We start from the raw sequence: 26,015 nt of genomic DNA on the forward strand, positions 1-26,015 counted from the left end.
GAGTAGAGCCGTGCGTCTGCAGACGTCGGGTCAGTTTCTGAATATCTATGCGATATCGACGGAACATAGACAAGCAGATCGCGCGTCGTGATAGCGGCTTGGGAGATACAGTCTTTAACTTGCGCGACGAACGAGCGTGGTATATGGGATCGGGCCATGCAATGATGACAGGAGTGAGTTCGTGACGGTTGAGTTGTTTAGTGCCGGCAGCCAACTCGAAAATCAAGGGCCTTCCGTCCTTGATTTGGCGTTGACATCTCGCGTTGTCAGGTTACGTGCGGCGGCATACACGGCGGACGGAAAACCGCGAGTCGCGGTCGAACTAGGTCTTTCGTTTCTCACTGAAATTGGCATTCCCCTTTCGGATAGTCCACTCGATGAAGATCTTGAACGAGACCGTTTGCGACTAATCAGATATCTCGACGAGGGGCGGATCGATACAAGTGCAGATGTCTGGAGGACCGCAGACCCATATTGGTCCGGGGTAATGGATGTGTTGGCGGAAATTATTCTTCCGGCGCTTTTGTGTAACAACGCTAACCTGGCAATTGGCCTTGCATTCAAGTTGGCGCTGATGAGCGTAGAACATGGGTGTTGTGCCGCATCGGGATACGGATACGTTCACGCGGCTGGAATACTCGCGTCTCGCAACAGAGATGTAAAACGCGGCATTCTGCTCGGGGAAAAGGCGCTCGAACTTAGCTCCCGGGAAAAATTCCGGAGACTGGCGATACAGGTCGGGATGTGTTTTGGCTCGCTTGTAATTCCATGGACGCGGCCAATCCGCTCGGCTAAAAGCTATATCGAAGACGCCGCAAAAGCGGAATATGCCAGCTGCGATATTGCATTCGGGTCTTATTCTAAAAGGAACCTCGTTTCGAATCTACTATTCTCGGGTGCTCCGCTAGAGGAGGTCATGCGTGTGCTCGAGGACGCCGTTGACTTCACGCGAAACACTCGATCTCAGCTGTATGTCGATATGATTTTGGCCCAGTCGATGATTGTTTCGACACTAAGAGATAGCTGTGCACAGTCGTTCAAAGCGAGAGGACTTGACGCCGATTGGAACGAGGGTCTCCTTCAAGGAATGGCCAGCACCAGTATGGGAGCATTTTCGTTTTGGGTCCATCGACTTCAGATTTGCGTGCTGTTTCGCGACTGGGAATGTGCCCTTGAATCAGAGAAGAAGGCGACTGAGTTGCTTGGCGCTTCCGCAACACATATCGAGACTGCAGATCTTCTGTTCTATGGTGCTCTTTGCAGAGCAATGGCATATTCCATCACGAAAGATGAGAAATTGCAAAAGAGCCATATGAGCGCGCTGCAGAACCACTGTGCGCATTTGCAAGCACTCGCGGAAACATGTCATCATAATTTCGCGGATCGCGCTGCGCTAGCGGCTGCAGAGCTCGCCAGAGTTCACGGTAGGGAACGAGATGCACAGTCGTTGTACGAGCTCGCGATTAGACTCGCGCGCGAGCAGAATTTCGTGCAGGTCGAAGCGATCGCCCTTGAGACGGCTGCAAATTTCTATGCGTCCCTGAATCTGCCGACCATATCCGAGACGCTGCTTAGCGACGCCAGATGTGCCTATCTTCACTGGGGCGCGAACGGAAAGGCTCAAGAGGTAGAGGCTCGTATGACTCGCGTTGTCGGACGTCAGCACTCCCGGAAAGGGCTTGGATCTGAGTCTGTGCATCCTGATACCAGAGCGATTTTGACAGCATCACGTGCGCTGTCTAGTGAGACTGCCCTACCGCGACTTCTGCAGGTTCTCGCATGGAATGTTCTGAAGTACGCTGGTGCGCAACGTTGCGCTGTTGTGCTACATCAAGACGGGAAATTCCGAGTTGAAGCGGAGGTGCGAACCTCATGGGATGGCGTTGACGGCGTTATCGAATCGCGAAACATGACGGAAGCAGATATACCGTTAGGTATATTCATGACAGTTACGAGAACTCGCCGAAGGGTTTTACTCGACGATGCCTTCTGGACTGGCACATTTTCTCGAGACCCCGATGTAATCAGGCGACGACTGAGATCAGTATTGTGCATGCCCTTGCTAAAGCAATCTGAACTCGTCGGGATCTTGTACATCGAGAACAATCTGCTGTCTGGCGCATTTACGGACGAGAAGAGTAGCGTGCTGGAGGTCTTCGCCTTGCAAGCGGCTGCTTTGCTTGAGAACGCCACGCGCCATGCTGGCAGTGCGGAGAGCAACGCGCAGCGAGAAACTGTGGAACAAGAACTGCGAGACTCGAAGGACGAGCTTGCCCGAGTAGCGAGTCTTGCAACTATGGGTCAACTAGTTGCGTCCATCGCACATGAGGTGTATCAGCCACTCGCTTCGATTGCGACCAGTGCTGCTACGGCGCTGAGTGCCGTGAGGCGAGACGGCCCAAATCACCTCAAAATCGAAGAAGAATTGGAGAGAATCCAATCAGAAAGTGCGTGTGTCCGTGACGTCGTTCAAAGGCTGCGGGGCTTGGTTAAGCGTTCAGCACCGTCTTTTTGTGCATTTGACCTGCATGCCGCGATTCAGGAGGTCTTGCTAGTCACGCAGAGCCAATTTAACAGGCTGTCCGTGCGGGTTGTTGCGGACGAGATCGCGACACCTAGGTACGTTTGGGGGGACAAAGTGCAAATACAGCAGGTCGTACTCAACCTGGTAGTGAGTGGGGTCGAGGCGATGCACGACATCATCGATCACGAACGCTGTTTGACGATAAAAAGCGTAGTTGCGAAGGGGAAAGTGAAACTGTCCGTCGAGGATACAGGGGCCGGGATCATGGGCGAGCTGTCAGATGACACGTCCGAGCCGTTTGCCGCCACCAACCATACTGGAATCGGTGCGCGATTGATCATTTGCCGATCGATCGTACAAGCACACGCTGGTCGACTCACTGCCGAACGTCTGACACCACACGGAACACGCTTTGAACTGACACTCTTCGAGCCGGGACGGCAAACGGATTTGTCGCCGCCTGGGCCGATTACACGATTCAATAACGTTTTTTAGCAAGTTATCCATCTAATAACTAGCGATATCTGGCTCTGCACGGCTTCTTTCACATCACATTGAACCATTGCGTGTGCACTGGATGCCGTAGTTAGGCATCGTTCGATACGAAGCCCTGCGAAAAGAATCGTTGCTGTTCGTCCTCATCAAGCGCACTCAACACCTCATTCGTCTTATCGGTAATCAACTTCTCAATTGTGTCGGTAATGGTGCAATCGAAATGAAATGCCAAGCGTTCCAGACTTCGCTTCGTGGCGATAGATACGAGACAATAAACGCGCTCGTGCTTGCCTCCGACGCCGAGTCGACGCTTCCGATACTGACTTTGTCGTTCCGAATTAGAAAGTGCCATGGATGGTTTTGCCAATAATCATTCCGCGATCTATTGTCCAGATCGTCGTGCGCGAGATTCTATTGACTGCGGGCTGAAGACCAAATACGTTTCATGGAACTCGTTACTCAGTAACATTGAACTATTTCCAACTTCGGCCATCGACCGGGTTCTTGCATCTAGTTCAAAACAAGTATCGATTGTGGATGTACGGCTTGGGTAGTCTTCAGTTTTCGACAATGCTTCAGATTCGCAGATCGTGATTGCGGGATCTGTGAGATGTGAGATGCCGTGAGGTCAATTAGACTTTTAACGAGTCACGAGTGCAACAGAATCAAAGTCTGTCTTTTACATACGCGAGTATGTATCCGCATCAGAACGTCCTTCTCGACGCTCGCACCCCATTACCTTCAGACTATCGACCAGACGGCGATCACCAGATGTGATAGCGTTCTCACGTGACACGCTGAAAGCGAGTTTTCATGCGAAGGGGTTAAAATGCATTTCAATACTGTCGGGCCTGCACCGTATGAAACGTTTCCCCATCGCATGCGGCTGCGTTCTGAGCTGGAAATGATGATGCATTCTCAGAGCATAGAACGGAGCCGCTCATTTTCCGATCTTATCGGGGGCTCGACACCGCTCATGCTTTCTCGGCCAACACGGAGTCAGGGACGCGGCGGAAGCTGATGGCGAGCCGGTTATAGGCGTTCATCAAGCCGATGGCCATCGTGAGGTCGGCGAGCTCTTTCTCGCCGAACACTGCGGCTGCGGCATTGAAATCGTCGTCGGGCACACGAGTGATTTCCACGCGAGTTACCGATTCAGCCCATGCCAGCGCGGCTCGTTCTCGACCGCTGAACATCGGTTCTGCTTCACGCCAAGCTTGCACAAGGGCGAGCTTGGCGGGTGCGACGTTCTTTTTGAGGAGGTCGCGAGTGTGTAAATCGATGCAATATGCGCACCCATTGATTTGGCTTACCCTCAGATAAACGAGATCGATGAGAACGTCTTCAAGCCCCGACTGCACGACATAACCGTACACGTTGCCGAACGCCTTCACGCCTCCCGGCGATGCTTTGATGTAGTCCAGTCTCATTTCCATAATTTACTTTACCTTGGTCGTCAGTTGCTTGTCGTCCGAATCGACAACGAATACCGCGAGTAGCTTCGCGGGTTTGGTCTTGCTTGCATTCCGACTCACAGCATGGAGGGAGCCAGGCTCCTCGAAGAAGCTTTCCCCAGCCTTGTACACGCGTTCGGGCCCGTCGTTGACCTTGCTAACCACGCTACCCGAGACGACGTATGCATAAATGAACGCGGACTTGGCATGGGTATGAGCGGGCGAGGCGCCGCCTGGGGGATAGAGCACCTCTACGGCGATCAGCGACTTCCCTGGAATGTTTGATATCGCTCCGGAGAAATTCGGCTTAACCTTATCGCTGACATCATGAGCTGCTGTAGCCCCGGCGAAGGTCATGCTCGCGGCGGCTGCGGCTGAGAGAAGAATAGAATGAAGTTTCATGGATAGCTCCTTGGACGCTAGAATCATGATCTGTTAGAGGTTCAGAGAAAAGAACCAAGAACATAATTTTTTTATGTACCATCAACCATGACTAACTTAGATCTGAAGGTTGATCGAACTTCCACAATTTCGCTATCCGAGCAAATTCGGTACAGTATTTCCAGTGCGATTGAGAGCGGAATACTCGTTCCTGGCGCCCGATTACCGTCGTGGATAGACTTGGCCGCGCAACTCGGCGTTGCGCGCGGCACGGTAAAGACTGCGTATGAGCGGCTAACCGATGAGCAACTGATCGTTTCAGCTGGTGCAGCGGGCACCAGAGTCTCTGACCAAAAAACCGCTAGGCGAGCAACTGCGGAACGTACGCACTCTATTGAGACGAATCTGCGTTCCACGTTGTACCAACACTACCTACCCGGACCTGCAGTCTTTCAGATGGGAGTGCCGGCTTCGGACTGTTTCCCGGCTGCGTCGTTTGCTCGGCTGCGAGCGCGCGCCGCACGTGACGAAGTCGAAGCGCCTGCAGCCTATCCGGACCCACGAGGGGAACATGAACTTCGGCGAGAGATCGCAGCGCATCTGGCGTTGTCTCGCGGCATAGAATGCCAGCCGTCGCAGATATTTATTTCTGCGGGGTTCTCGGGCGCGCTTGGCGTCGTGCTGCGAGTGATGCAAGCCGAAGGCCGAAAGGCTTGGGTCGAGAATCCAGGATTTGTACCCGGCCGGATGGCATTAGAGATTTCGCGGCTGGTGACAATCCCTGTTCCCGTCGACGAGGAAGGGCTCGATGTCGGCTACGGCGAAGCGTGCGCACCGGACGCAGTGATGGCGCTCGTGACTCCCGGGCAACAGGCGCCTTTAGGCCCAACATTGTCTCTCGCCCGACGAGTTCGGCTCCTCGAATGGGCGCGACGCGCGGATGCCTGGATCATAGAAGACGACTATTTGGGCGAGTTCCACTTGCGACGCCGCGCGGCGCCGGCGCTTGCATCACTGGATCGAGCGGGTCGTGTGATACATATCGGGTCGTTCAGTAAGACCATCAGCCCGACGCTTCGGCTTGGATTTGTCGTTGCACCGGATACGTTGGTGTCCAGATTCGACGAAGCCGCCGCATGTCTTGGCAGCGCGCCTGGCCCGGCAGTACAAATAGCGACTGCTGAATTCATTCGGGACGGACACTATATGCGCCATTTACGCCGCATGAAGCGCATCTATGCCGCTCGGAGCGACGCCCTTCGGGCTACCTTGGAAGCCAAGGGGCTCGAGGTGTTTCCCGCGGGACTCTCATTGGTGCTCAGGCTCGCCGATGGGGCGGACGATAAGACGATCGCTCAAGAAGCCTATGCGTATGGGCTGGCACCAGCGCCTTTATCGGGATGGTATTGTTCCGAGTCCACCAAGCGACCGGGACTGCTCCTTGGCGTAGCGACCGCAATTGAGCAGCAACTTCCGAGTACATGTGATCGGCTGCATCATCTGATTCTAAAGCTTTCGTAGTAGCATCGACGCGGCCAGCGGGCATTCTGGCGGCGCTTTTTTTGACCACAAGGCCCATTTTTTCCGCCTGCTGTTGATGCTCGCAGCAGCGATCTGCGCGTACATGCGAAGCCGGTTCGTGGAGCATCGCTTCGACAACGGGAGAGTTCCGACCATCGCTGACGGTGCAGAGGCACATGCAATAGTCCGCCACTCAAATTGATCTGGATGGAAGGTGAGTCACGCCATGAATCACCTACGAGCAACGATCACGTACGAACAACGAGCTCACGCCTTGCGTTCCGTGCGCTGCGAGCGTCATACCGGGTCGTTGAGACGCCCCCGGAACATCCACACAGGTAATTTCGTTTCCACAATGCCGCTGTGGCGACGTTCAATCGTCGCGGAAAGCTGGGTCCACAGACTCGCCGCCCCGTATGGACGAATGCCGAATAAACCTACCAGCGTTGCGAACGCAACGGAGAGTTCAGTTACTGTTCGAGCGATCTTTTGCTTTGGGATGTGGCCCGCTGCTCCGTTGCCTTATCCCGAACACTTGAGCCAGGCAGTCCCCAGGCCGATGTTCAACGGAAAGGCGACTTGAAGCGGATGCAGGGAGCGAACCTTTAGGGGGCTCGCTAGCAATCGCCCAGACGGCTCGCTTGAACGCGATCGCGCTGTGCGCGCGACACAAGCGCTGGCTGATGGTTATCGTCCTGCGCTTTGACCGCCGTCGACGTGCAGTATTTCTCCGGTTATGAATGGTGCAGAATCAAGGAAGAGAATCGCATTCGCAACATCGCTCATCTCGCCCATGCGACCGAGTGGATGAAAGGCACCCAGTGCATCATGAGCTTCTGGTGAGTGCATGGGTGACTTGATGATTCCCGGTGCGACGGCGTTCGCGCGAATCCCTTTCGCCGCGTACTCAATCGCCAGTGACTTGGTGGCCGCGTTCAACCCTCCCTTCGTCAGGGCTGCCAAGGTGGAATAGACGCCGCTTTTCGCCGCGTCAACAATGCTGGCGGACACGCTAACCACGTGGCCGCTCCGACGCTTCTCCATTTCGGCGATTGCGAGTTGAGTGATGTGATAGAACCCCGAGAGATTTACGTTCACTACTGCGGTGTAGTCTGCCACTGTGTGTTCTGTGAAAGGTTTGCCAATGTATATGCCAGCGTTATTTACCAGCGTGTCGATTTGGCCGAAGCGCTCGAGTCCTTCAGGCATGACCCGGTGAGCCGTTGCCGGATCGCCAATATCACCCGGAACCGTCAGGATGCTCGTGTCGTCCGACGGCTTGATCGATCGAGCGTTCGCGATGACATAATAGTCAAGCATACGAAACGCTTTGACGATCTCATGGCCTATGCCTTGCGAGGCGCCGGTCACAACAACAACTTTTCGTGAAGTGCTCATAAGATGTACCTAGGAATGTTGATGGGAGGCGACCCACACTGATTCCGCAATTCTGGTCACGCCGAACGCAAACATGTCAGTTCAGCTTCTGCGTGCAATCGCAATCAACGCTTGTTTACTATGGAAAGTCAATGCTCGAACTGATGCTTTCAAAGCGCGAGTCTCCGAGCGTTAGGAGCGACTGCATGTCGACGTCGCCGGCAAATTACCGTATATCGTGATCCGTCATCACGAGGGTCGAGTCGTTGATCGACTTTGGGTAAGCCGTGTCAACCTCAATTAATGGAGGGCGGTTTGGGCCGATGATGTCGACTATATTGATTAAAGCCGCGGGAGGGGTGTACTCCGTGAGGATCACCGTGACATCGTCGGCGCCAATCGATTGGAACAATCCCGTATCAAGGCGCACCGGACGTCGCGCACCGTGCAGCAGTTCGCACTACGCCCGGTAAATTCGATGTGCAAGGTCGACCGGCCGATGCGAATATTTCAGATGATCGAGCGCCCTTTTGTTGCTCCTTGATCCGTCAGCTCATAGGAGAAGCCCGGACATATTTCCAAGACTCGCATCCTGGTGTTCCGGGCGTCGGTGTTAGGCTCGCATCAGACGCCTTCGGGCGGAAATCGAGGTGTTCGATACGAATTCATGAAGGTCAAATCGAGCCGGCAGCTGTGACGGCGGGAAAATCCTTCTCGGGATCGAACACGTTGTTGAAATAATTGGTCAGGGAGTACATGGCTACCAATGCGATGATTTCCATCACATTCGCGTCCGTGTATCCGGCGTCCCGGACCGCTTTGAGATCTGTGTCGGTGACCTGACCACGTGTCTCGATGACCTTCCGCGCGAACTGGACGGCAGCGTCGCGCTTAGGGTCGGTTGCATGGCCCTTCCGCGCAAGGATGATCTCGTCGGTTGGCAGTTTGGCCATATGCTCGGCCGTAAAGCTATGAACTGTCAGGCAGTAGTTACAACCATTCACTTCGGAGACGGCAAGACCAATGCTGTCGCGTGTCTTCACGTCGAGCGCCTTGCTCATGGAGCCGAGGAGAGTAGCCCATGAGTTGAACGCGATTGGGCTCTGCGCGAAGCTCGCCATCATATTCGGGGTGAACCCGATGTTTTTGGTGAATGCATCGAGAGTCGGTTTCGATTCGGCCGGCACTTGTTCCGGCGTTAGAACTGCAGTACGTGACATAGTAGTCATCCTTTAGGAAACGAGTTTCACTTATACGAGATTCAGCACGTCGGCGACCGGGCGACGGGGTTTTTGCGCCCAGTTTCCGGACCTCTCCGCTCCGATGGCCAGCAGCATGACGGGTACCTCGTCTTTCGACAGCCCGAACTCGCGGTGCACGCCGTCGGCGTCGAAACCGATCATCGGCGTGGAGCCTAGACCCATTGAGCGGGCCGCATAGATGATCGCTGCCGCGCCAAAGGTGCCAGTACGTACTGCCTCGTCGCGTTGACGTTGGGGGTGGTCCTTGTACAGGCCACGTGCGGGGGTCTCCCACTCCGGCACCATTGCCGCCGGCATTACACCGGCGGCAACCAGTGGTGCGAGGCGTTCCGGAATTACGCTGGAATCAGCCAACTGACCGCATATAATGAAGGTAACGGCTGCATCGGTGATCGCGGGTTGATTCCAGGCGATTGGACTCAATCGAGCCTTGGCTTCAGGTGTGCGCACGGCGATGAAGCGCCAGTTCTGCAAATGGAAGGACGTCGGCGCGGCGGTGCCGATTCTCACGAGTTCTCGGATTTCGTCGTCGCTCAAGATGGCTGCGGGGTCATAGTACTTGGCGGCGCTTCGGCTCAGGATACATTCAATGACGGAGTTGGTCATGGTCATTCCTTCGGGTTGGGTTATGGAGAAGGTCTAGGGATAAGAGTAATTGTGCGCTGTGCGTATCTCCCTTCGTTCAATATGTCGGATAGCGTTTGTTGCTCCCCTTGTTTCGGCATCGTCAAGGATTAACTTTTCTTGCAGTAGACCAGCGATACGTCAATCAACGCGTATCAGCGTATTAATCGCTGAGCAAGTTGAAAGCGAGCGTTTGGTCGCTGCCTGCTATTCGTTTGTAGAATTCTCTGAGGAAGGAACTAGAGTGGTTGACTAGCCCGGTGGGTTGCATGTTCATTGAAGCGTCGAGCCGTCGTGATTGGCTGCATCACGCTGAAGTTGTTCAAGGACACACATCGCCTCGTTGGCAGCTTCCAGTGGAACGAAAATATGGTCGTGATAGGTCGCGGCGACTACATTGCAACTTATACCGACCGCGCCGAGCGCCGCGGAGAAAGCGGCAGTGAGCCCCGCAGATGTCAGGTCCGAGCGAAGCAACAAAGTGATCCACGCAGCGCGAAACGATATCTGCAAATTAAATCGTTCTGCTATGTCGAGTTCTACGAATACAGTCAGCCCTTCTTGCTCCCGGAATGTCCCGATAATGGCACTTCCCGGAATACCAGCTGGCGCCAATTCTCCTAAAGCAAGACTCACGATCGCTACCCGTTCCCGATTGAGGACCGGAGACATAGATGCGATCAAAGCCCTAAGATTCGTAGTTCTATCGTGCATGTTCGCATGCTCCTTAGAGGCCAAATTGCATGATCCGTAGTGCAATGGCTCATATCCACAAATCATCAACCAAACGTTAGACCAATCGGTCAGATGGCCACTACATAACCGTGAAAGTGTGTTTATTCTTGATCCAATTTTGGATATTGATCGAATGCAGAATAGCCCAGAACGTCAATCGGTTTTTCTGATTAGTGTATATAGAGAAAGTGCATTGCGCGTCTATACGTGAGCATATGAAAGCGATACTACGCACACGTTGCAGAAAGCCGTGGCATGCATGAGACTATCGGGAACCGGGTCAGGTTTGTTTAGCTACGGTTGCTGAACACGATGTCCGGACGATCTGAAAAATGATGCTGTTGCGTCAAGTAGCTGAAACACGATAGCGAACTGTTTCATGCGCAGACCAAGGTCTACTACTGACTAGGTTCGCTGTCGCGACGTAGTCCACGGGACGAAAGTTCCGCTCAACCAGACGTTCTATGAATGCAGACGAGGAATCGACGTTTGACTCGGAGCGTAAGCTTTCGCCCGACATCGACGCGCAGGTGCCCGGGGTTAGCGGGCGTGACCTATCCGTGGTTCGCCCTGAGTCTGCTATTAATCAAAGCGGCGTTTCCGCTAACTATGGCCGCTACATCTCGAATGCATCGTCCGATCATGTTCAGACAAAATCCCAGCATGTGAGTGATAGACAGTCTGCAAACTACACCTCGTACCTAAACCGAAATCAAACCTCTCACGATGAGCAACTGCGGAGCACTCGCATCTCGATTGAGCAGCGGCGTTCGCAGATGTTCCCTCAGATCGGGGATGCGAGGGTCGAGCGCACGCGTCGTTTCGGCACGGTTGAGTTGTGGAAAGCTGGCGAGATTATGTTCCGCACCGGCGACCCGGGGCACGGAATAAGAGTCATATTGCAGGGCAGCGTCTTGCTTACGCGGCGGGATGGATTGGGACAATCGCATTTCTTCGCTGAATTGAGCGAAGGGCAATTCCTTGGAGAGACTGCGCAACTCACGGGGAAACCGTACCTTGTGGACGGCTATGCGATCAAGGATGTGGAAAGCCTTCTGATCTCGCCGGAGCGATTGCGGGCACTTCTCGTAGAAGAGGCGCAGCTCGGCGAAATCATCATGCGCGCCCTCATACTGCGCCGTGCGGTGCTCGTACAGGAGGGTAGCGGCCCCGTACTCATCGGATCGACGACTGATGCGAAGACCTTGGCGCTCGAAGGATTTTTTCGGCGTGTAAACCATCCCTATCGTGTGGTCGATACGGAGAGTGATGCGGAAACAGTCAGGTTTCTTGAAAAACTTCCGGACTGGCGTGAATCGATGCCAATCGTGGTGTTGGCCAACGGCGCGATCTTGCGTCATCCTGATGAAGCGACGCTTGCTGCCGAGCTCGGACTTCTGCCGGATCTGGTCCCGGAAAATGTCTACGACGTCGCGATAGTTGGGGCAGGTCCTGCAGGACTGGCTGCTGCCGTATATGCCGCTTCGGAAGGCCTGTCCGTCATCGTATTCGACGCACACGGTGCTGGCGGGCAGGCGGGCGCCAGCGCCCGTATTGAAAACTATCTGGGTTTCCCCAGCGGCATTTCGGGGCATACATTGGCCCATCGAGCATTCATGCAGGCCGTAAAGTTCGGTGCGGAAATATCGATCCCGTCTGAAATCGCGAGGCTGGAGTGTGCAGTGACGCCGTTCAAGGTCCATCTCACTGATGGCGGTCTCGTCAGCGCGCAGTCAGTTGTAATTGCGAGTGGTGCCTCGTATCGTCGTCCTAAGATCCGTGGCCTCGACGCATCCACCGCGAACGGTGTATTTCATTGGGCGTCGGCCATTGAAGCGAAGCTTTGCCAAGGGACGGAGATTGTACTCGTCGGAGGTGGAAACTCGGCGGGGCAAGCTATTGTATATCTCTCGAACTATGCGAGCCATATTCATGTGCTCGTCAGACGAGACGGGCTGGAAGAGACGATGTCCAGGTATCTTGTCGACCGCGTGATGTCGTTGCGCAATGTGACGATACATGCTCGTACCACAATTGAATCGGCGTCACGAGACGAAGACGGACTTTGCGGTCTAACAGTGAACACTGAGGGACGGACGGATTCAATCGAAACGAGGTATCTGTTTCTGTTCACAGGAGCCGACCCGAATACTCAATGGCTACGCGACTGTGATGTCGAAGTCGATGATAGGGGTTTTGTATTGACGAAATCGGCAGGCGATTCTGGGGCGTCAGGATGTCTTGAATTTCAAACCAATGTGCCTGGCATTTTCGCTATAGGCGACGTACGCTCCGCATCCGTCAAACGAGTTTCCGCTGCTGTCGGAGAAGGGGCGGCGGTTGTGTCAGAAATCCATGCGATGCTGGCGCAGATGCGAGCGTCTAGGGCACGGTGATTCGTGAAAGGATACGTATGATTCAACGGCGTATCCGCTTTACCGCCCCTGCATAGGTCCAGCAACTTCAATTTGTGTCTTTATCGCGTCGGAAGCTTCTTTGAGTTGTCAAGGCGTGGGTGGCTTACAGTGAGCCATGCCGGTTTCACGCTCTAACTGTTCGGAAGGAGTAGGCGGCATATCCGTAACGTTCCTATGTGACGTTCTACGTGAGGTGTGTGCGTCATGTGCAGAAAGAGCGTCAGTGTGTGTCTGGATCTGCGGCCAGTGCACGGCAGGGGCGCCGCTTCACAAGATGCGGTGTGGGATTGCGGACCATCACCCGGTAAGAATTTTACAAGCAAGGTCGATACGACGATGCAATCTCCTTATCTGCATCGTCGATTTCTCTCGTCGTTGATACGTCCTCGCACGACGAGCGGCCAAGGAGTGACGACGTCTTGAGCGACTATCGAGACATTACTGCTGCTTCGGGTGCGCGGCGCGGGGCAGTCTGAACGGATTTGATGAGCAGACACGCGGATGCAGCAAGAAGAACAAGATCCTTAAGCAGGAACTGTCCCACATCGCCTGATAACCAAGGGAAGCCGCCCAGCGGTGCGGCGGTCACGCCTGGAGTGCTAAACATAAACGTTAGCGTGATCGCATACGTCGCACATGACATTGCCGCCCCGAGAGCCGAAAAGAATGGGACGAACGCTCCCAATATAAGTGCCGCCGCCGTTGACAATTCCAGGACGCCGATGACGTCGCTCGCACCCTGTACACCGAGCAAAGTGTTAAGCCAGCCCATAAAGGGGCTGTGCACGATGAACGAAGAGATTCCGTGAGCCTCGTAACTTGTGAATTTCATGCAACCAAACCAGAGGAACACAACGACCAAGGCCCAACGAAGAAAGCCGAGTGGCCAATCGGACGTGTCATGCTTTTCTGCAATCCGCGGGTTCTTAAGCATATTTCGCTCCATTAGATTTCATATGAGAAGCTGGGTTGAACGAGCCTACGCCCCGATAGCGTCTATAACGATATGTCTGTCCCAAACAAGGGCGATCGGCGGTATTGATCAGGTTGTCTGGTCACGAGCGCGATTTTGCTGTCTGACCTTTATCCTGATATCGCGAATTAACTCGCGCTGAGCAAACATTCGATGCTTTACCGAACGTCAGTCAAAAAATGATATCTGGATGGATCGCCATTAACAAACATACGTAGGTATCGGCCGATCTCCTTAGGGATTGATGCACGTGCGTGTGCTTGTGTAACGACACCAATATCACAGTGTTTCAGCGTGACGATCTCCCTTGGAAAAGAAAAATGCCATCATTTTTCGAACATGCTCGGGAGGCTGTAATCAAAAAATTCTGTTCGTATGCAACGTCTACGAATGTTCTACACGGTGTTAACAGGGCGGCGAAGCGCCATCATTCCTGCATGAGATGTGTCGCGTGGGTGATTGCACCACCCGCACGAATTGCAGCTGCTACGACAGCAGCCTCTGCCAGCTGGGAATTTGTGGCGCCGGCATCTCGGGCAGCACTCGTATGAAGCTCGATGCAATACGGACACTGCGTGGTCAGCGCGATCGCCACCGCGATCAGTTGCTTAGTTTGAACGGATAAAGCGCCTGCCTCAAAGGCCGCCTTGTCGAAAGCCCAGAACGCCGCTATACCGGTGGGCGCGTGGTCTTCAAGTTTTTGAAGACGATTGAGATTTGACATGTCGTACATATTGAACTCCCGACGCAACGAAGCGTGTGTAACGAACGAGTGTAGGGCCTGCAGGTGATCGGATCATCGTCGACGAACATGAACATGCGATCGATCGTTTGCGGCCCTTTCATATCAAATGGATCATATGTGCATGCGAAGCCACTAACAAACATACGTTGGTATATCAAAACCGCCGCCGGCACAGTTTTGACGAGATGTGCATGACACGATCGAGCCGATTTCATAGTCTCGGCTTTACAGTGCTGGACCAAACTTGTGGACGTTCAATCTTGCGGATGCGAGTAATGCAAGGCCACGGCTGGGAGGTTATTCACGCGAGAATGAAGTTCTCTCGTGCTCATACTGTAAAGACTCGCGGCTCATAAGTGTTCATGTGCCGTAAGTGGTTCGTAATGCTGTGTGCTCAGGTGACTCACGGTCAGATGATGTGCTCTCTTTTTTGATGGTGTCGGGCGACGAGTGTGATGCATTTTAGAACGAATAGAATAAAATGCCTGCAAGGCGTGTAGGTACGATCACGTCCCGTACGAACGGTCGAACCGATTGCAATGGATATCAGCGAAGCTAACATGAACGAACGTGCTACCCCCAGTATGTCTCTGCTTCGCGTGGGCAATATTGAACTGTACCGTTGTTGGAATGATGACGGGGAGCCGGTCTTGCTCGCGACGGCCTCTCTCGATTCGGGCGCCGGACAGCCTTGGGTGCTGCGGTCTGAGCTAGCCCTATACACGACTCCAGGAATGCAACGTGTCGCCATCGACATTGGGCTGTCTTATCTGGCAGAACTCGGCGTTATCATTCGAAGCGAGCCACACGCTCAGGAGTTAGAGAGGGATCGCGCGAGGTTGGTCCAATACATTGATTGCGCATTGATTGATGGAGCTACGCGGAGGAGAGAAATCACGAGTCCATTGTGGGCTGGCGCGATGGATGTATTGGGTGACCTGATTCTGCCTGCGCTCTTTTGCAACATTGAGAATCTGGCGGAGAGTCTCGTGGTCACTATGACTCTCCCGACCGTAGGCAAGGGCTACTGCAGCGCTTCAGGTTACGCATTTTCTCAAGCAGTTGGAATTCCGCCTTTCCGTTTTTGCGATCTCGAGCAAAGCCTGTCGCTCGCAAAAGTAGCGCTCCGGTTAAGTTCCGAGGACGGCTCTCGCAGCTTGGCTACACGCGTGCGTATGTGCTTCGGTGTCCTGCTAATACCGTGGACTAGGCACGTACGCTTTGCTCAATCCTACATTAAAGACGCTGTCAGGAAGACATATGAAAGTTGCGACTTGCTATTTGCCGAATTTTCTCAGAGGTATCTTGTTTCTAGTATATTGTTCGGTGGTGCGCCCCTCGTAGAGACTATACGTTTGGCAGAAGACGCGGTCGATCTCGCACGCGATGCAAGATCTCAGCTTCTCGTCGATATGATACTTGCACAACCGATGCTCGTTTCTACGCTGCAGGGCACGTACGCTCAGACGTTTAAGTCAAAGGGGCTGGATTCGGGTTGGAATGAGAACCTTGTTCATGGATTTTCGCGCGAGAGCACTGCCGCGTTTGCATTCTGGATACATCGACTTCAAATCAGCGTTCTTTTTCGCGATTGGGATGGAGGACTGGAAGCTGAAGTGATGGCGACAGAACTACTTGGCGCTTCGCTCGCACACATTGAGGTTGCAGATCTTAGCTATTACGGTGCCCTCTGCAGAGCGGCAGCATTTTCAAGGGCAACGCAAGAAGATGAACGAGAATCGCACCTCATTATTTTAAAGAAACACTGCGACTATCTCCAATCGTTGGCGCAGTCGTGTCCCGATAATTTTGGCGATCGTGCCGCGCTTGCTGGGGCGTTGCTTGCAAGGGTGCAGGGCAGGAGTAGTGATGCTGAATTACTATATGAGAGAGCGATAGAGCTCGCGAGAAAGGGAGAGTTTGTTCAAAACGAGGCGGTCGCGCTCGAAGCGGCGGCCGATTACTATTTCGAACGAAATCTTCGAGTTATAGCAGAAGCATTGATCAGAAATGTTCGATACGCATACCTTCATTGGGGCGCGGAGGCGAAAGCAGAGGAGATCGAGACCCGCCCGATGCGCGTCATTGGGCGTTCGAGGGCGAAACCTGGACAAGATGTGCAAGGGATGCGTCTTGATACGAGAACGGTGGTCGCTGCATTACATGATCTTTCCGGCGAAATTACCCTACCTCGGATTCTCAAGCTATTTATTAGAAATGTTCTGGAACACGCCGGCGGGGAACGATGTGCTGTTGTGCTAATTCGGGAAGATGGGTTTCGTATAGAGGCTGAAGCGAATGTCACTCTGGACGGTCCTATATATGCGATCGAATCGCGTGTGCCTCGCGAAGCAGATCTGCCACTTGACATATTTATGACTGTAGTTAGGACTTGCCAGAAGGTTCTACTTGACGATGCATCGTGTTCCGATGAATTCTCGAATGACCGATGTGTTTCTCAACGAGGAATCCGGTCGGTGTTGTGCGTGCCTTTGTTGAGGCAATCTAAACTTGTCGGAATTCTTTATGTCGAGAACAACGTGATATCCGCCGCATTCACGGAAGAAATAGCAACACTGCTCGAGGTACTCGCTTCGCAAGCGGCAATCTCGTTTGAAAATGCACAGCTCTATGCTGATACGGTCCGGAGCAACGAACTGCGCGATGCGGCTGAACAGGAGTTGCGGGAATCGAAGAAGGAACTCGCACGAATCGGAAACCATATAACGATGGGGCAGTTCGTAGCGGCTATTGCGCACGAAGTGAGTCAGCCGCTAGTTTCGATTGCAACCGGCGCTGGTGCTGCGTTGAGGTTCATGAGGCGTGACGTGCCTGACTTGGTCGAAGTCGAGGATGCGTTAGAGAGAATCCAGTTCGACAGTGCTCGTGCGCATGACATAGTGCAAAGCTTACGGGATCTAGTCAAACGATCTGCCGCTTCCTTTTCGGCGTTCGATGTGAGCGACGTTATCGAGGAGGTGTTGAGAGCGACAAGGGAGCAGTGCGAGAGGCATGCCATCCGGCTTGATGTGAGCGCAGTTTCTGATAAAAGCGTTGTTTGGGGTAACAGGGTTCAGATCCAGCAGGTAGTTTTCATTCTGGTAGTCAACGCAATTGAGGCAATGCAGGAAATCACGGGCCGCGAACGTCGCTTGATACTTTTGACTTCGACAATTGGAGGATATGTAAGGCTCGTGATCGAGGATACCGGCATCGGCGTAGCGGAGGGTTCGGTTGAACACATATTTGCGCCATTCGTCACGACAAAGCCGCAAGGCATGGGCATGGGCCTGGCAATTTGCCGTTCCATCGTGCAGGCTCACGCAGGCCGACTTTCCGTTGAACGATTGATTCCCTATGGAACACGGTTCGAAGTAATGCTTTCCGAACCGGGGTGCCATTCGCCTTCGCCATCCAGATTGGTACCCGATCTGACGACGCCTACGTATTCCTGAATATCAAGAGGGGTGCAGATGATAATGACTTTCATCGCTCAACATAGACACATTTCATAGCGGGTTGCGTCAGAATGCGTACATGATAAAAGCAACTCGATCAATCAATCGCGTTTCGATAAGAACTGTTGCGACGGTTCGATGCCGAGAATTTCTCCGATGCGAACAAACTCTGCAAGTGTGCGACTCTCCATTTTTCGCATTGCGTGAGCTCGATGCGTTTTTATTGTGATCTCACTGAGATTCATTTCGGCTGCAATTTGTTTGTTCATAAGGCCGGCGACTACATAGCCCATGACAGCTCGCTCTTTCGCGTTCATTGAATCATACCTGTACCGGAGATCGGCCATCGAGCGTTCGTTCATCAGACGCTGCGCATCGTGACGCAAGGCTGAGGCGACGGCGTCAAGAATGTCCTGATCTCGAAACGGCTTCGCCAGAAAATCCAAAGCCCCCGCCTTCATAGCCTGAACTGTCATGGGGATATCGCCATGACCACTTATAAAAACGATGGAAGTAGGTGCACCCATCCTCGTTAGTTGCTGCTGAAGCTCAAGCCCACTCTCATGTGGCAGTCGCACGTCGAGAATGAGGCAACTCGGGATCGCGGGCCTTGAAAACGCCAGGAACTCACGTGCGGATCCGAACGTCTCTGCGCGTAGACCCACGGAACGGAGGAGGGCACTCAAAGAGTGCCTCGTCGGCTCGTCATCGTCGACGACGTATACAATCGACTCACGTTCCGTCTCTCTTTTGCTCCCGATGTCACGTTGCGATGTATGAAAATGGGTGAACATCTTTGCTCCGTTTAAAAAACAGTAGACCGTACGCGGACCATCGCACAGTATTTTCGTGGTGAGCGATCCAATCAAATCTAGGCTAGAAGTATTACACGACGACTATTCTGCTGCTATCTGAGGTCGGACCAACGTTACCGTCTCGGCTTGTGAATCAATGCCGCGCTGCAAATTTTGTCAAGCTATCGCTGACATTCGGCAGGTGGACGCACGCTGGTTGGATCACCTTCGTGACGAAGTGAATGCACCCACGTTTATAATGGGGCATTATGGCGACCTGGGTCGCTCTACGCGGAAAACTTAAGGAGGGTTGTTGGAATGGCGCGTCCCAGAGAGTTCGAGGAGACAGCCGCGCTCGACGCGGCGGTAGAGCACTTCTGGATCCATGGATATCAGTCCACTTCGGTCCGCGAACTGGCTGATGCGATGGGTATCACAGCCGCCAGTCTTTACAACGCGTTTGGGGATAAGCGCGCCCTTTTCAAGTTGGCGCTCGGGCGTTACATCGAGACAAGTATCGAAGGCCGCATCCTTCGAGAACATGACTCATCGGTCGGAGCGATCGATGCGTTTTTTAAGGATATTGTCAACTACTCACTAAAAGACAAGAATCGGAAAGGCTGTTTGCTAGTAAACTCAGCCCTTGAGTTTGGGGATGATGATTCAGAGGTGAAAGAGGTCGTCTCGGTCGTGTTTGTAGAGATTGAGTCATTTTTCAAGCGGGCAATCGCAGCAGGTCAGGAGCAGAGAGAGGTATCGGCCGAGCTCCCCGCTGCTGATTTAGCCCGTCTTTTACTAGGCGCCTTACTCGGGATCCGCGTGCTTGCCAGAGTGCGGCCGAATCGCGCCCTGCTTGAAGGGATAGCCCGCTCGGCGATCTTAATACTGAAGCAATGATCGTCTGTTGGTGCGCTGCAAATTGACCGATACTCGAGATAAGACGCCTGATAACTTGTGACGGCCGAACTGTCATCCCGTTCTATTCAATGCGTGATTAGGCAAGTGGTCTCCGGAGCAGGAGTTCCACAGATTTGATGACTTGATCCACGGTCGATCCCGAGTGTTTCGCTCGAGGCATAGCTGGGAAGGCTGCGATGTATCCGATTAGTAGATCCACGACATGTTCCGCAGGAGCCCGCGTCATACGATCATTCGCTTCCTGACTCTCAACTACGCACTCGTAGAAAAAGATTTCAAGCTTTTGCATGGCATCTGAGACGATTTGTGCGAAGGCAGAGTCATGGCCAGCGAGCCTCATTGCCGTGCTGAATAGAAGCCGCGCGCCACCACCTCCAGGGAGGGGCGGTCGTTCGCCTATTGCCCGGAAGAAGCACAGAATTGCGCTGACAGGACAGCATGTTTTTCGCAGTTGTCGAAGCATCGAATCAAAGCCGTTATCGATATACCATGTGAGGACGGCGGCTAGCAATCGCGTCTTGTCTCCGAACTCTGCTTGCAGCACCGCGGGGCGTACAACCGTGAAATCAGATATTTGATGGATGGTGACCCTTTCGAAACTGTAGGTCGAGAAACAGATCAACGCGGCTTCAAAAAAGCCGGGGTCTGCTAGCCTCAAATTCTCAATCATCAAGACAGCTCGATCTCGAAAACAATTGAGGTTTATATTGTCCTCTCCGAATCGGGTCAACCATTTCGTTACCGCGTAACGAAATGGTTGAACGTAAGAGTGTTCAAACTATTCATAGCTGAACCGATTCTCGATCGCAGAGGCGAGAATCATTGCAGAAGCATTGCGTGGTAGTGGTTTCGTTCCTGGCCTATATATACTGTCGCCTACATTGATGGCAATGCCAGTCAGCGCGCAAACTCCAGATCTGGTCGAGACCACGCGACGCCAAAGCTGAAAGCGATAGCTGCATTGTGTTGCGTCGTGCCACGAAATAATTGCGGTGGACACGGACGTCCGCTCCAGCACATCGACTTTCGCGCGGCCCGGAACAATATCGTGAGGTGAGCCAATTCCTCGGCGCGCGATAGGGCGATCGGAAGGATGTCGCTCGGAAGATCGTGCGCTCGATGTAGCGATGGATAGGACAATACTCTTCCAGACGCACTCCTTCAGTGACTGACGAGAGGGGATCGCAGCTGGGACACCTCTTAGAGATGGCGCCTCTCGCGAGCGAAAACTCGCGGTCGAAGTCGATGATTCAAGCTCTGCTCTCGCTACCGATGCTTCCATCGTTGCCTCCGGGGCGGGATTGCAACAGACAACATGAGATCTTGGTCGTGTGCAAGCTCCTATCGACACGCATGAGCACCTCGGTAGCAACGCTCGATGATTTCAAAGTCTGTCACAGACAGGAGCATTGTCACCAACGGATACGATTTCGATAAGAAAATGCTATACCGTGCGCAGGTCAGAGACAAACATGCGTTCGTATATAGGTACTACGCTGGCGAACACTTGCAAGAATCGCCCCATATATAGAGAAGTTCCCGACGTCGAAGATCGATAATCTTGCTATGAGCAGAGGCGGTCGTGACGGAAGTTAGACTGTCAAGCTCGAGCTTGCAATATCGATCAGCAATCGAGGAAGCTGGATAGCTCCTTTTGCAATTCGCCTTCGACCGCTTCCAGTGACGGAAAGTCGATCTCGGTTTGAAAAACGTTGCTCACGAAATTTGTGAAGAGGAACTGTGCGATACGCGCGATGATCTCGATGATCTGCGCATCGGTCCAACCGGCATCGCGGACTGACTTTAGGTCGGCGTCAGTCACCTTACCTCGCATCTCAGCGACCTTCTTCGCGAACTGGGCAGCCGATCCGGTCTTCGGATCGCTAGACTTGCCATCACGACTTAACTGTAGTTCAGCTGCACCGAGGTTGCTGAATCGGGCTCCGATGTAAGAGTGGACGCGGATGGAATACTCGCAACCACTGACTTCCGAGACTGCAAGCGCGATGCACTCGCGAATATTCGGATCAAGCGTTTTCTCAAGCGGAATCTGCAAACCTTTAAAAGCTTTTAGCGCATAGGGGCTTTGCGCAATCACAGCAAAAGCGTTAGGAACGAAGCCAAATAATTTGTCGAGGCTCTCAAGTGTAGCTTGCGAATCAACGGGGAGTTGGTCACGGGACGGGATAGTGGTACGGGACATATTCTCTCCAATGGCATACGAGTGCTTATCGATTGGAGAAAATCGTATCGTTCTGCGTTGGAATAGAAAAGCCATCCTGTTTGATATTCAATGTCTCAAAAGTTGAGAGGATAGAGATGGCGGTCGTCCAGCTACTTCCTGTTGCGTGAGCAGGACAAGTCGATGCAGTCTTTGGAATATCTACACGTTTTAGGTAAGATGTTCTAAAATTGGATTTCTGCTTGTATTTAGGGGTTTCATGTCTTTAAGCTGTTAGCCGATGAACCAGTCCTGAAATGGGCCCTATCGAGAGCCAAGGTTTTTCTGAGTCGCGGAACGCAGAATTCGATGAATCTTCGGATCTTGATTGGTTGTATTTTTTGTCCAGCATGCACTACGCTGACGGGAATCGGCTCGGGCTCGAAATCCCTGAGGACAAGTGTAAGAGAGCCTTTTTCGACGGCATGGGCGGCTTGGTAGGAAAGCACATGCGTAACACCGACCCCTGCGATCGCGGCATCGATGGCGGCTTCTGCTGTGTTAACTGATAGGCGTGGTCGGATGCCGACCTGGAGGTCTGGACGCTGGCCGTGAGTGGAGGCAAAAGACCATGTCGGTCCGGACGCGAGTGCGTCGAAGCTCACGCACGCGTGGTCAGTAAGATCGTCCGGCTTCTTGGGTCTGCCAGCACCTGCGAAGTACGCAGGGCTGCCGCAAAACACACGGTTTACCGTACCGACAGGTGTTGCGATGAGCGAGCTATCCGGAAGATGGCCGATACGCAGTGCGATGTCGATTCGATTGTCGATCAAATTCAGGTTTAGATCGGACAGGATCAGTTTGATGTGAATGTCCGGGAAGGCGGCAAGGAAATCATTGATGATTGGCAAAAGGTGAAGGCGGCCGAACACAATGGGCGCTGTTACGACCATATCACCTCGCGGAGTTGAATATTCGCCAGATGCGTTCCTTTCTGCGTCGCCGACCTGGTCAAGGATGGTCCTGCAGGCGGTCAGATATGCCTCGCCAGCCTCTGTGACAGTAAGCTTTCGTGTAGAGCGGACAAGCAACTGTGTATTCAGATGCTGTTCAAGTTCTGCGACTCTGCGGCTTACGGTCGGTAAAGGAATGCTGAGCTTACGCGCCGCTGCGGAGAAACTGCCCAGGTCAACAGCGGTAACGAAGAACAACATTGCCTCGAAGCGGTCCATTTATCCTCTCATTTGTTGAGACCAATCGTATGAAAATACAGGATTATCAACGAACACGGGGGCCGTTAGGTATCCCCCTCAATCAGTAACGTATAGCCGACAGGAGAAAGTCATGCCGAGATTCTCGATCCCTGATCGCGACGACGTACCTACGGAGTCGCAGGACATGCTGAATGCGGTCGCGAGACAGCTACGGTTCGTCCCAGCGGTGTTCCGTGCGGCTTCGATCAGTCCTGATGCACTTACGGCTATGACGCAGCTTCAGAGTGCAATAGCAAAAGTATTGGATGCGCGTACATTCGCGCGTATCGGCCTGGCAGTGTCGCAGGTCAATAAGTGCAAGTATTGCCTGTCGCTCCATACATATCTAGGGATGAACTACGGTGGATTGAGCCCAGCCGAGATGTTGCTTAACCGGCAAGGTGATTCTGTCGACCCAAAGGCTAGGGCACTTGTGAGGTTCGTCCAGGAAATGATCGTGAAGCGTGGAAAGATCGATGACGGTGAGTTAAGGATGATAAGGGCCGCGGGTTTCGAAGACGCCCAGATAGTCGAGATCGTCGCAGCCAGCGCGTATTGCACCTTCACAAATCTAATTAATAACGTGTTCGATACAAGAGTCGACTTTCCAGAAGTGGATGTTGAGGTGGGGGCGGTATGACTGTGAACATGATCTGTTCATGCAAGGTGACATGGGTAAGGGGGATCGATGCTGTTTTGGGAAGTTTCGGACCTAGGTAGGATGGGGCTTACAGCGGGGCGTCGGCGGCCACCGGATTTTCGGCCGCCAAAGCACGCCTCGATACTTGATAAGGCGAGTTTGTATGGAAAAGAAGCCATCTCGTCGTTGAGGGCACTCCATCGAGACTGAGCTCGCCGCTGAGTTAGATGAGGCAGTTCTTTAGCGTGTTCGTCTGAGTGCGAGGCAATCGCGCTCTGATGAAGGCGACAAGCGAGCAATCCTCCGGTCGCTCGTTGAATTGCTTGTGCCTATAGGGAGCGCCATTTGGAAAGATGTTTCACCCGAAGGTCTGAAATTTGATCGGCTTGTCAAGTTCTCATTTATTGAAATTGCGCTTCTCAAAATCAGCTGCTTATCAGGGTGCAGATGAAAGACTACGATCAGTGCTGCGCTACAAACACCCAGCGCTATCGGAGGAGAAACCATGTCGCGCATTGGAATACCAAGTCATCGTGAAACTATACCATCGACTTTAAAGTCGTTATTTCATCTTGTCAGCAGGCGTTATGGGTTCGTGCCTGATATCTACCGCATCCTGTCCATCAGCCCCACCTCGTTGACAGGTTTGATAGAAATGCAAACCGCTCTCTCGCGAACGTTGGATGTACGCATGCGCGAACGTATCTCATTAGCGGTGTCGGAGGTGAACAAATGCGAATACTGTATCTCTGAGCATTCTTACCTTGGACACCATTTCGCGAAACTCATACCAGAAGAAATCGTACTGAACCGCCAGGGGCGGTCGTTAGATCTGAAGGCTGAGGCAGCGATAAAGTTTGCGCGTGAAGTCGCTGTAACACGAGGAAAGGTCAAGGATGCAGATCTCGACATGATACGTGCGGCCGGATACTCTGATGCTCAGATCGTTGAGATCATCGCACTATGCGCGCTGTCCTTTATGACGAATCTACTAGCGAACGTATTTGATCTTCATCCAGATTTTTCGAAGATGTTCGATGAGCCTGGACCATTATCACGAGCAGATGGGTTCGATGGTATGCCAGTATAGACATTGAAAGACGGTCGGAACAGAACGATCCGATTTGTCAATTTGTTAAGCTCTTCGTGAGCGAGGTGTGTGCTTCATGTCCTCAAACTGAGCCTCGCGCAGGTGGAAGAATCCCCATTTGCGATTTTCGCCAAACTGGAGTTTATCCTTGACCGCCACATTAGCAGATTCAAGATCGGACGCCATCGAACACAGTCTGCAGCTTCGATCGGCGAGTCCAGCGCTTGATATTGCAAACTGTCCACTGACTCTCCTGAAGGCAATGGTGCCATCTGGCAGAGTATGGCTCGAGAGGAAGTTTTTATATGCGGCAGGAGCGATGTACGCATCATGAAAGGTCATCAAAACGCCGAAGTCAATCAAATTCGAGGAAGATTCGTCACTCATTTGCACATGTATCCAGTCATAGAAGTCACTGGGAAAAATGAGATCACCGTATATGGAGTATTCGAGCACGGGTTTCGGTAGTGCCGGTGGTCTTACCGGGGCCAGTAACTGGGGAAGGCAAACGATGCCCGCTAACGCTATGCAGACAGCAAGTATCTCTATCATCTCTACCGGATCATACATTGCACTTTTCGCGGTGGTTACAAGATAGTCGTAGAGTCTCGGTGGTACCGTTTTAAGGCGATTTAATCGATTTGCGCTGGGATCTTTCGGCATCGGTATGGCTGCAATAGGCGACCACAAATCTGCCGGGTCGGCTTGTGTGCATTCGCCGTCGGCGTAGGATCACTCTCCGATTCGTGCGGCGTACTCTCCAGCGCTCAACAAGTCGTCCGTAGTCGTGGCGTCTGAAGGTCGGATTTTGACCAGCCAACTTTCGTACGGCGCAGTGTTGATCGAACCGGGGGACGACCTGAGACTCTCGTTGACGCTTGCTATTTCGCCTGAAACGGGCGCGTTGATATCAGACGCCGATTTTTCAGATTCGATGGTCGCGATGGGGCTGCCTCTATGGACCGTCGTACCAGGCGTAGGCAGTTCCAGTCGAACTATCTCGCCAAGGGCGTTTTGCTCGTGATCGGTTATTCCCACTGAAAGTAGGCCGTCGCTTGCAATCCGTACCCATTCGTGGGTATCTGTGTAACGGAGTTCTGACGGGACGGGCATATAAGAGTCCTCGAAGGTGAGTTGCATGGAATATGATCTCTATTCGGCGTCGCACGAGAAGCGATCAAGGCGTCTTGGTA

General features: G+C 53.1%; 22 protein-coding genes and 1 pseudogene. 8 read left to right on the top strand and 15 right to left on the bottom strand.

The genetic code is table 11. The annotated features are described in order from the left end of the window. Window positions 1-181: 181 nt before the first annotated feature. Window positions 182-3,019 (top strand): ATP-binding protein, encoded by a 2,838-nt coding sequence (locus tag G3O01_RS45705; protein WP_205802410.1) that lies wholly within the window; start codon window positions 182-184, stop codon window positions 3,017-3,019. Window positions 3,020-3,110: 91 nt separating this feature from the next. On the opposite strand, the gene G3O01_RS00110 is transcribed toward G3O01_RS45705, so the two are convergent. The 3 genes from G3O01_RS00110 to G3O01_RS00120 all read right to left on the bottom strand — a co-directional run bounded on the left by G3O01_RS00110 (window position 3,111) and on the right by G3O01_RS00120 (window position 4,875). Beyond that, a complete protein-coding gene (locus G3O01_RS00110; RefSeq protein ID WP_205802411.1) occupies window positions 3,111-3,386 on the bottom strand; it encodes a hypothetical protein in 276 nt (91 codons plus the stop codon). Window positions 3,387-3,993: 607 nt separating this feature from the next. Beyond that, complete coding sequence (locus G3O01_RS00115; RefSeq protein WP_205802412.1) at window positions 3,994-4,455, bottom strand: carboxymuconolactone decarboxylase family protein; 462 nt, start codon at window positions 4,453-4,455, stop codon at window positions 3,994-3,996. Window positions 4,456-4,458: 3 nt separating this feature from the next. Continuing rightward, complete coding sequence (locus G3O01_RS00120; RefSeq protein WP_205802413.1) at window positions 4,459-4,875, bottom strand: cupin domain-containing protein; 417 nt, start codon at window positions 4,873-4,875, stop codon at window positions 4,459-4,461. An 87-nt stretch (window positions 4,876-4,962) separates the two neighbouring features. Here G3O01_RS00120 and G3O01_RS45710 point away from each other — a divergent pair. Both G3O01_RS45710 and G3O01_RS00125 read left to right on the top strand, forming a co-directional pair. Next, window positions 4,963-5,187, top strand: a pseudogene (locus G3O01_RS45710) (winged helix-turn-helix domain-containing protein); the annotation flags it as partial. A gap of 123 nt (window positions 5,188-5,310) precedes the next feature. Then, on the top strand, window positions 5,311-6,375 hold the full coding sequence (locus G3O01_RS00125; protein WP_346779142.1) for a PLP-dependent aminotransferase family protein: 1,065 nt from the start codon (window positions 5,311-5,313) through the stop codon (window positions 6,373-6,375). Between the two features lie 687 nt (window positions 6,376-7,062). Here G3O01_RS00125 and G3O01_RS00130 read toward each other — a convergent pair. The 4 genes from G3O01_RS00130 to G3O01_RS00145 all read right to left on the bottom strand — a co-directional run bounded on the left by G3O01_RS00130 (window position 7,063) and on the right by G3O01_RS00145 (window position 10,352). Next, window positions 7,063-7,773 (bottom strand): SDR family oxidoreductase, encoded by a 711-nt coding sequence (locus tag G3O01_RS00130; RefSeq protein ID WP_205802415.1) that lies wholly within the window; start codon window positions 7,771-7,773, stop codon window positions 7,063-7,065. A gap of 653 nt (window positions 7,774-8,426) precedes the next feature. After that, window positions 8,427-8,972, bottom strand: a complete 546-nt coding sequence (locus G3O01_RS00135) for a peroxidase-related enzyme (RefSeq protein ID WP_205802416.1) — start codon at window positions 8,970-8,972, stop codon at window positions 8,427-8,429. 30 nt (window positions 8,973-9,002) lie between these two features. Continuing rightward, the gene (locus G3O01_RS00140; protein WP_205802417.1) at window positions 9,003-9,620 is read right to left on the bottom strand and encodes a nitroreductase family protein; all 618 of its coding nucleotides are present in this window, start codon (window positions 9,618-9,620) and stop codon (window positions 9,003-9,005) included. Between the two features lie 291 nt (window positions 9,621-9,911). Beyond that, window positions 9,912-10,352, bottom strand: a complete 441-nt coding sequence (locus tag G3O01_RS00145) for an ACT domain-containing protein (RefSeq protein ID WP_205802418.1) — start codon at window positions 10,350-10,352, stop codon at window positions 9,912-9,914. A 485-nt stretch (window positions 10,353-10,837) separates the two neighbouring features. Between G3O01_RS00145 and G3O01_RS00150 the strand changes: the two genes are divergently transcribed. After that, on the top strand, window positions 10,838-12,769 hold the full coding sequence (locus tag G3O01_RS00150; RefSeq protein WP_205802419.1) for an FAD-dependent oxidoreductase: 1,932 nt from the start codon (window positions 10,838-10,840) through the stop codon (window positions 12,767-12,769). Window positions 12,770-13,217: 448 nt separating this feature from the next. Here G3O01_RS00150 and G3O01_RS00155 read toward each other — a convergent pair whose 3' ends face one another. Both G3O01_RS00155 and G3O01_RS00160 read right to left on the bottom strand, forming a co-directional pair. Next, the gene (locus G3O01_RS00155; RefSeq protein ID WP_241023527.1) at window positions 13,218-13,724 is read right to left on the bottom strand and encodes a DUF417 family protein; all 507 of its coding nucleotides are present in this window, start codon (window positions 13,722-13,724) and stop codon (window positions 13,218-13,220) included. Between the two features lie 466 nt (window positions 13,725-14,190). Next, window positions 14,191-14,496, bottom strand: coding sequence for a carboxymuconolactone decarboxylase family protein (locus tag G3O01_RS00160; RefSeq protein ID WP_205802421.1), 306 nt, complete (start codon window positions 14,494-14,496; stop codon window positions 14,191-14,193). 551 nt (window positions 14,497-15,047) lie between these two features. Here G3O01_RS00160 and G3O01_RS00165 point away from each other — a divergent pair. After that, the gene (locus G3O01_RS00165) at window positions 15,048-17,963 is read left to right on the top strand and encodes a GAF domain-containing sensor histidine kinase (RefSeq protein WP_205802422.1); all 2,916 of its coding nucleotides are present in this window, start codon (window positions 15,048-15,050) and stop codon (window positions 17,961-17,963) included. Window positions 17,964-18,067: 104 nt separating this feature from the next. Here G3O01_RS00165 and G3O01_RS00170 read toward each other — a convergent pair whose 3' ends face one another. Next, window positions 18,068-18,760, bottom strand: coding sequence for a response regulator transcription factor (locus tag G3O01_RS00170; RefSeq protein ID WP_205802423.1), 693 nt, complete (start codon window positions 18,758-18,760; stop codon window positions 18,068-18,070). A gap of 318 nt (window positions 18,761-19,078) precedes the next feature. On the opposite strand from G3O01_RS00170, the gene G3O01_RS00175 reads away from it, so the two are divergent. Beyond that, window positions 19,079-19,657: a TetR/AcrR family transcriptional regulator gene (locus tag G3O01_RS00175; protein WP_205802424.1), complete on the top strand. Its 579-nt coding sequence runs from the start codon at window positions 19,079-19,081 to the stop codon at window positions 19,655-19,657. Window positions 19,658-19,754: 97 nt separating this feature from the next. Here the strand turns inward: G3O01_RS00175 and G3O01_RS00180 are convergent, their stop codons facing one another. From G3O01_RS00180 to G3O01_RS00195, 3 genes are all read right to left on the bottom strand, one after another. Further along, complete coding sequence (locus tag G3O01_RS00180) at window positions 19,755-20,348, bottom strand: hypothetical protein (protein ID WP_205802425.1); 594 nt, start codon at window positions 20,346-20,348, stop codon at window positions 19,755-19,757. A 954-nt stretch (window positions 20,349-21,302) separates the two neighbouring features. Then, a complete protein-coding gene (locus G3O01_RS00190) occupies window positions 21,303-21,881 on the bottom strand; it encodes a carboxymuconolactone decarboxylase family protein (RefSeq protein ID WP_205802427.1) in 579 nt (192 codons plus the stop codon). Window positions 21,882-22,117: 236 nt separating this feature from the next. Further along, on the bottom strand, window positions 22,118-23,071 hold the full coding sequence (locus tag G3O01_RS00195; RefSeq protein ID WP_205802428.1) for a LysR family transcriptional regulator: 954 nt from the start codon (window positions 23,069-23,071) through the stop codon (window positions 22,118-22,120). A 112-nt stretch (window positions 23,072-23,183) separates the two neighbouring features. Between G3O01_RS00195 and G3O01_RS00200 the strand changes: the two genes are divergently transcribed. After that, window positions 23,184-23,732, top strand: a complete 549-nt coding sequence (locus G3O01_RS00200) for a carboxymuconolactone decarboxylase family protein (RefSeq protein ID WP_205802429.1) — start codon at window positions 23,184-23,186, stop codon at window positions 23,730-23,732. 505 nt (window positions 23,733-24,237) lie between these two features. Further along, window positions 24,238-24,822 carry a carboxymuconolactone decarboxylase family protein gene (locus tag G3O01_RS00205; RefSeq protein ID WP_205802430.1) on the top strand — a complete coding sequence of 195 codons (585 nt, stop codon included), beginning with the start codon at window positions 24,238-24,240 and terminating at the stop codon, window positions 24,820-24,822. A 45-nt stretch (window positions 24,823-24,867) separates the two neighbouring features. Here G3O01_RS00205 and G3O01_RS00210 read toward each other — a convergent pair whose 3' ends face one another. Further along, on the bottom strand, window positions 24,868-25,485 hold the full coding sequence (locus G3O01_RS00210; RefSeq protein ID WP_205802431.1) for a cytochrome P460 family protein: 618 nt from the start codon (window positions 25,483-25,485) through the stop codon (window positions 24,868-24,870). A gap of 69 nt (window positions 25,486-25,554) precedes the next feature. After that, on the bottom strand, window positions 25,555-25,962 hold the full coding sequence (gene gcvH, locus G3O01_RS00215) for a glycine cleavage system protein GcvH (RefSeq protein ID WP_346779132.1): 408 nt from the start codon (window positions 25,960-25,962) through the stop codon (window positions 25,555-25,557). Window positions 25,963-26,015: the final 53 nt, after the last annotated feature.

The sequence above is a fragment of the Burkholderia sp. Ac-20365 genome (genome assembly GCF_017104715.1).
GTDB lineage: Bacteria > Pseudomonadota > Gammaproteobacteria > Burkholderiales > Burkholderiaceae > Paraburkholderia.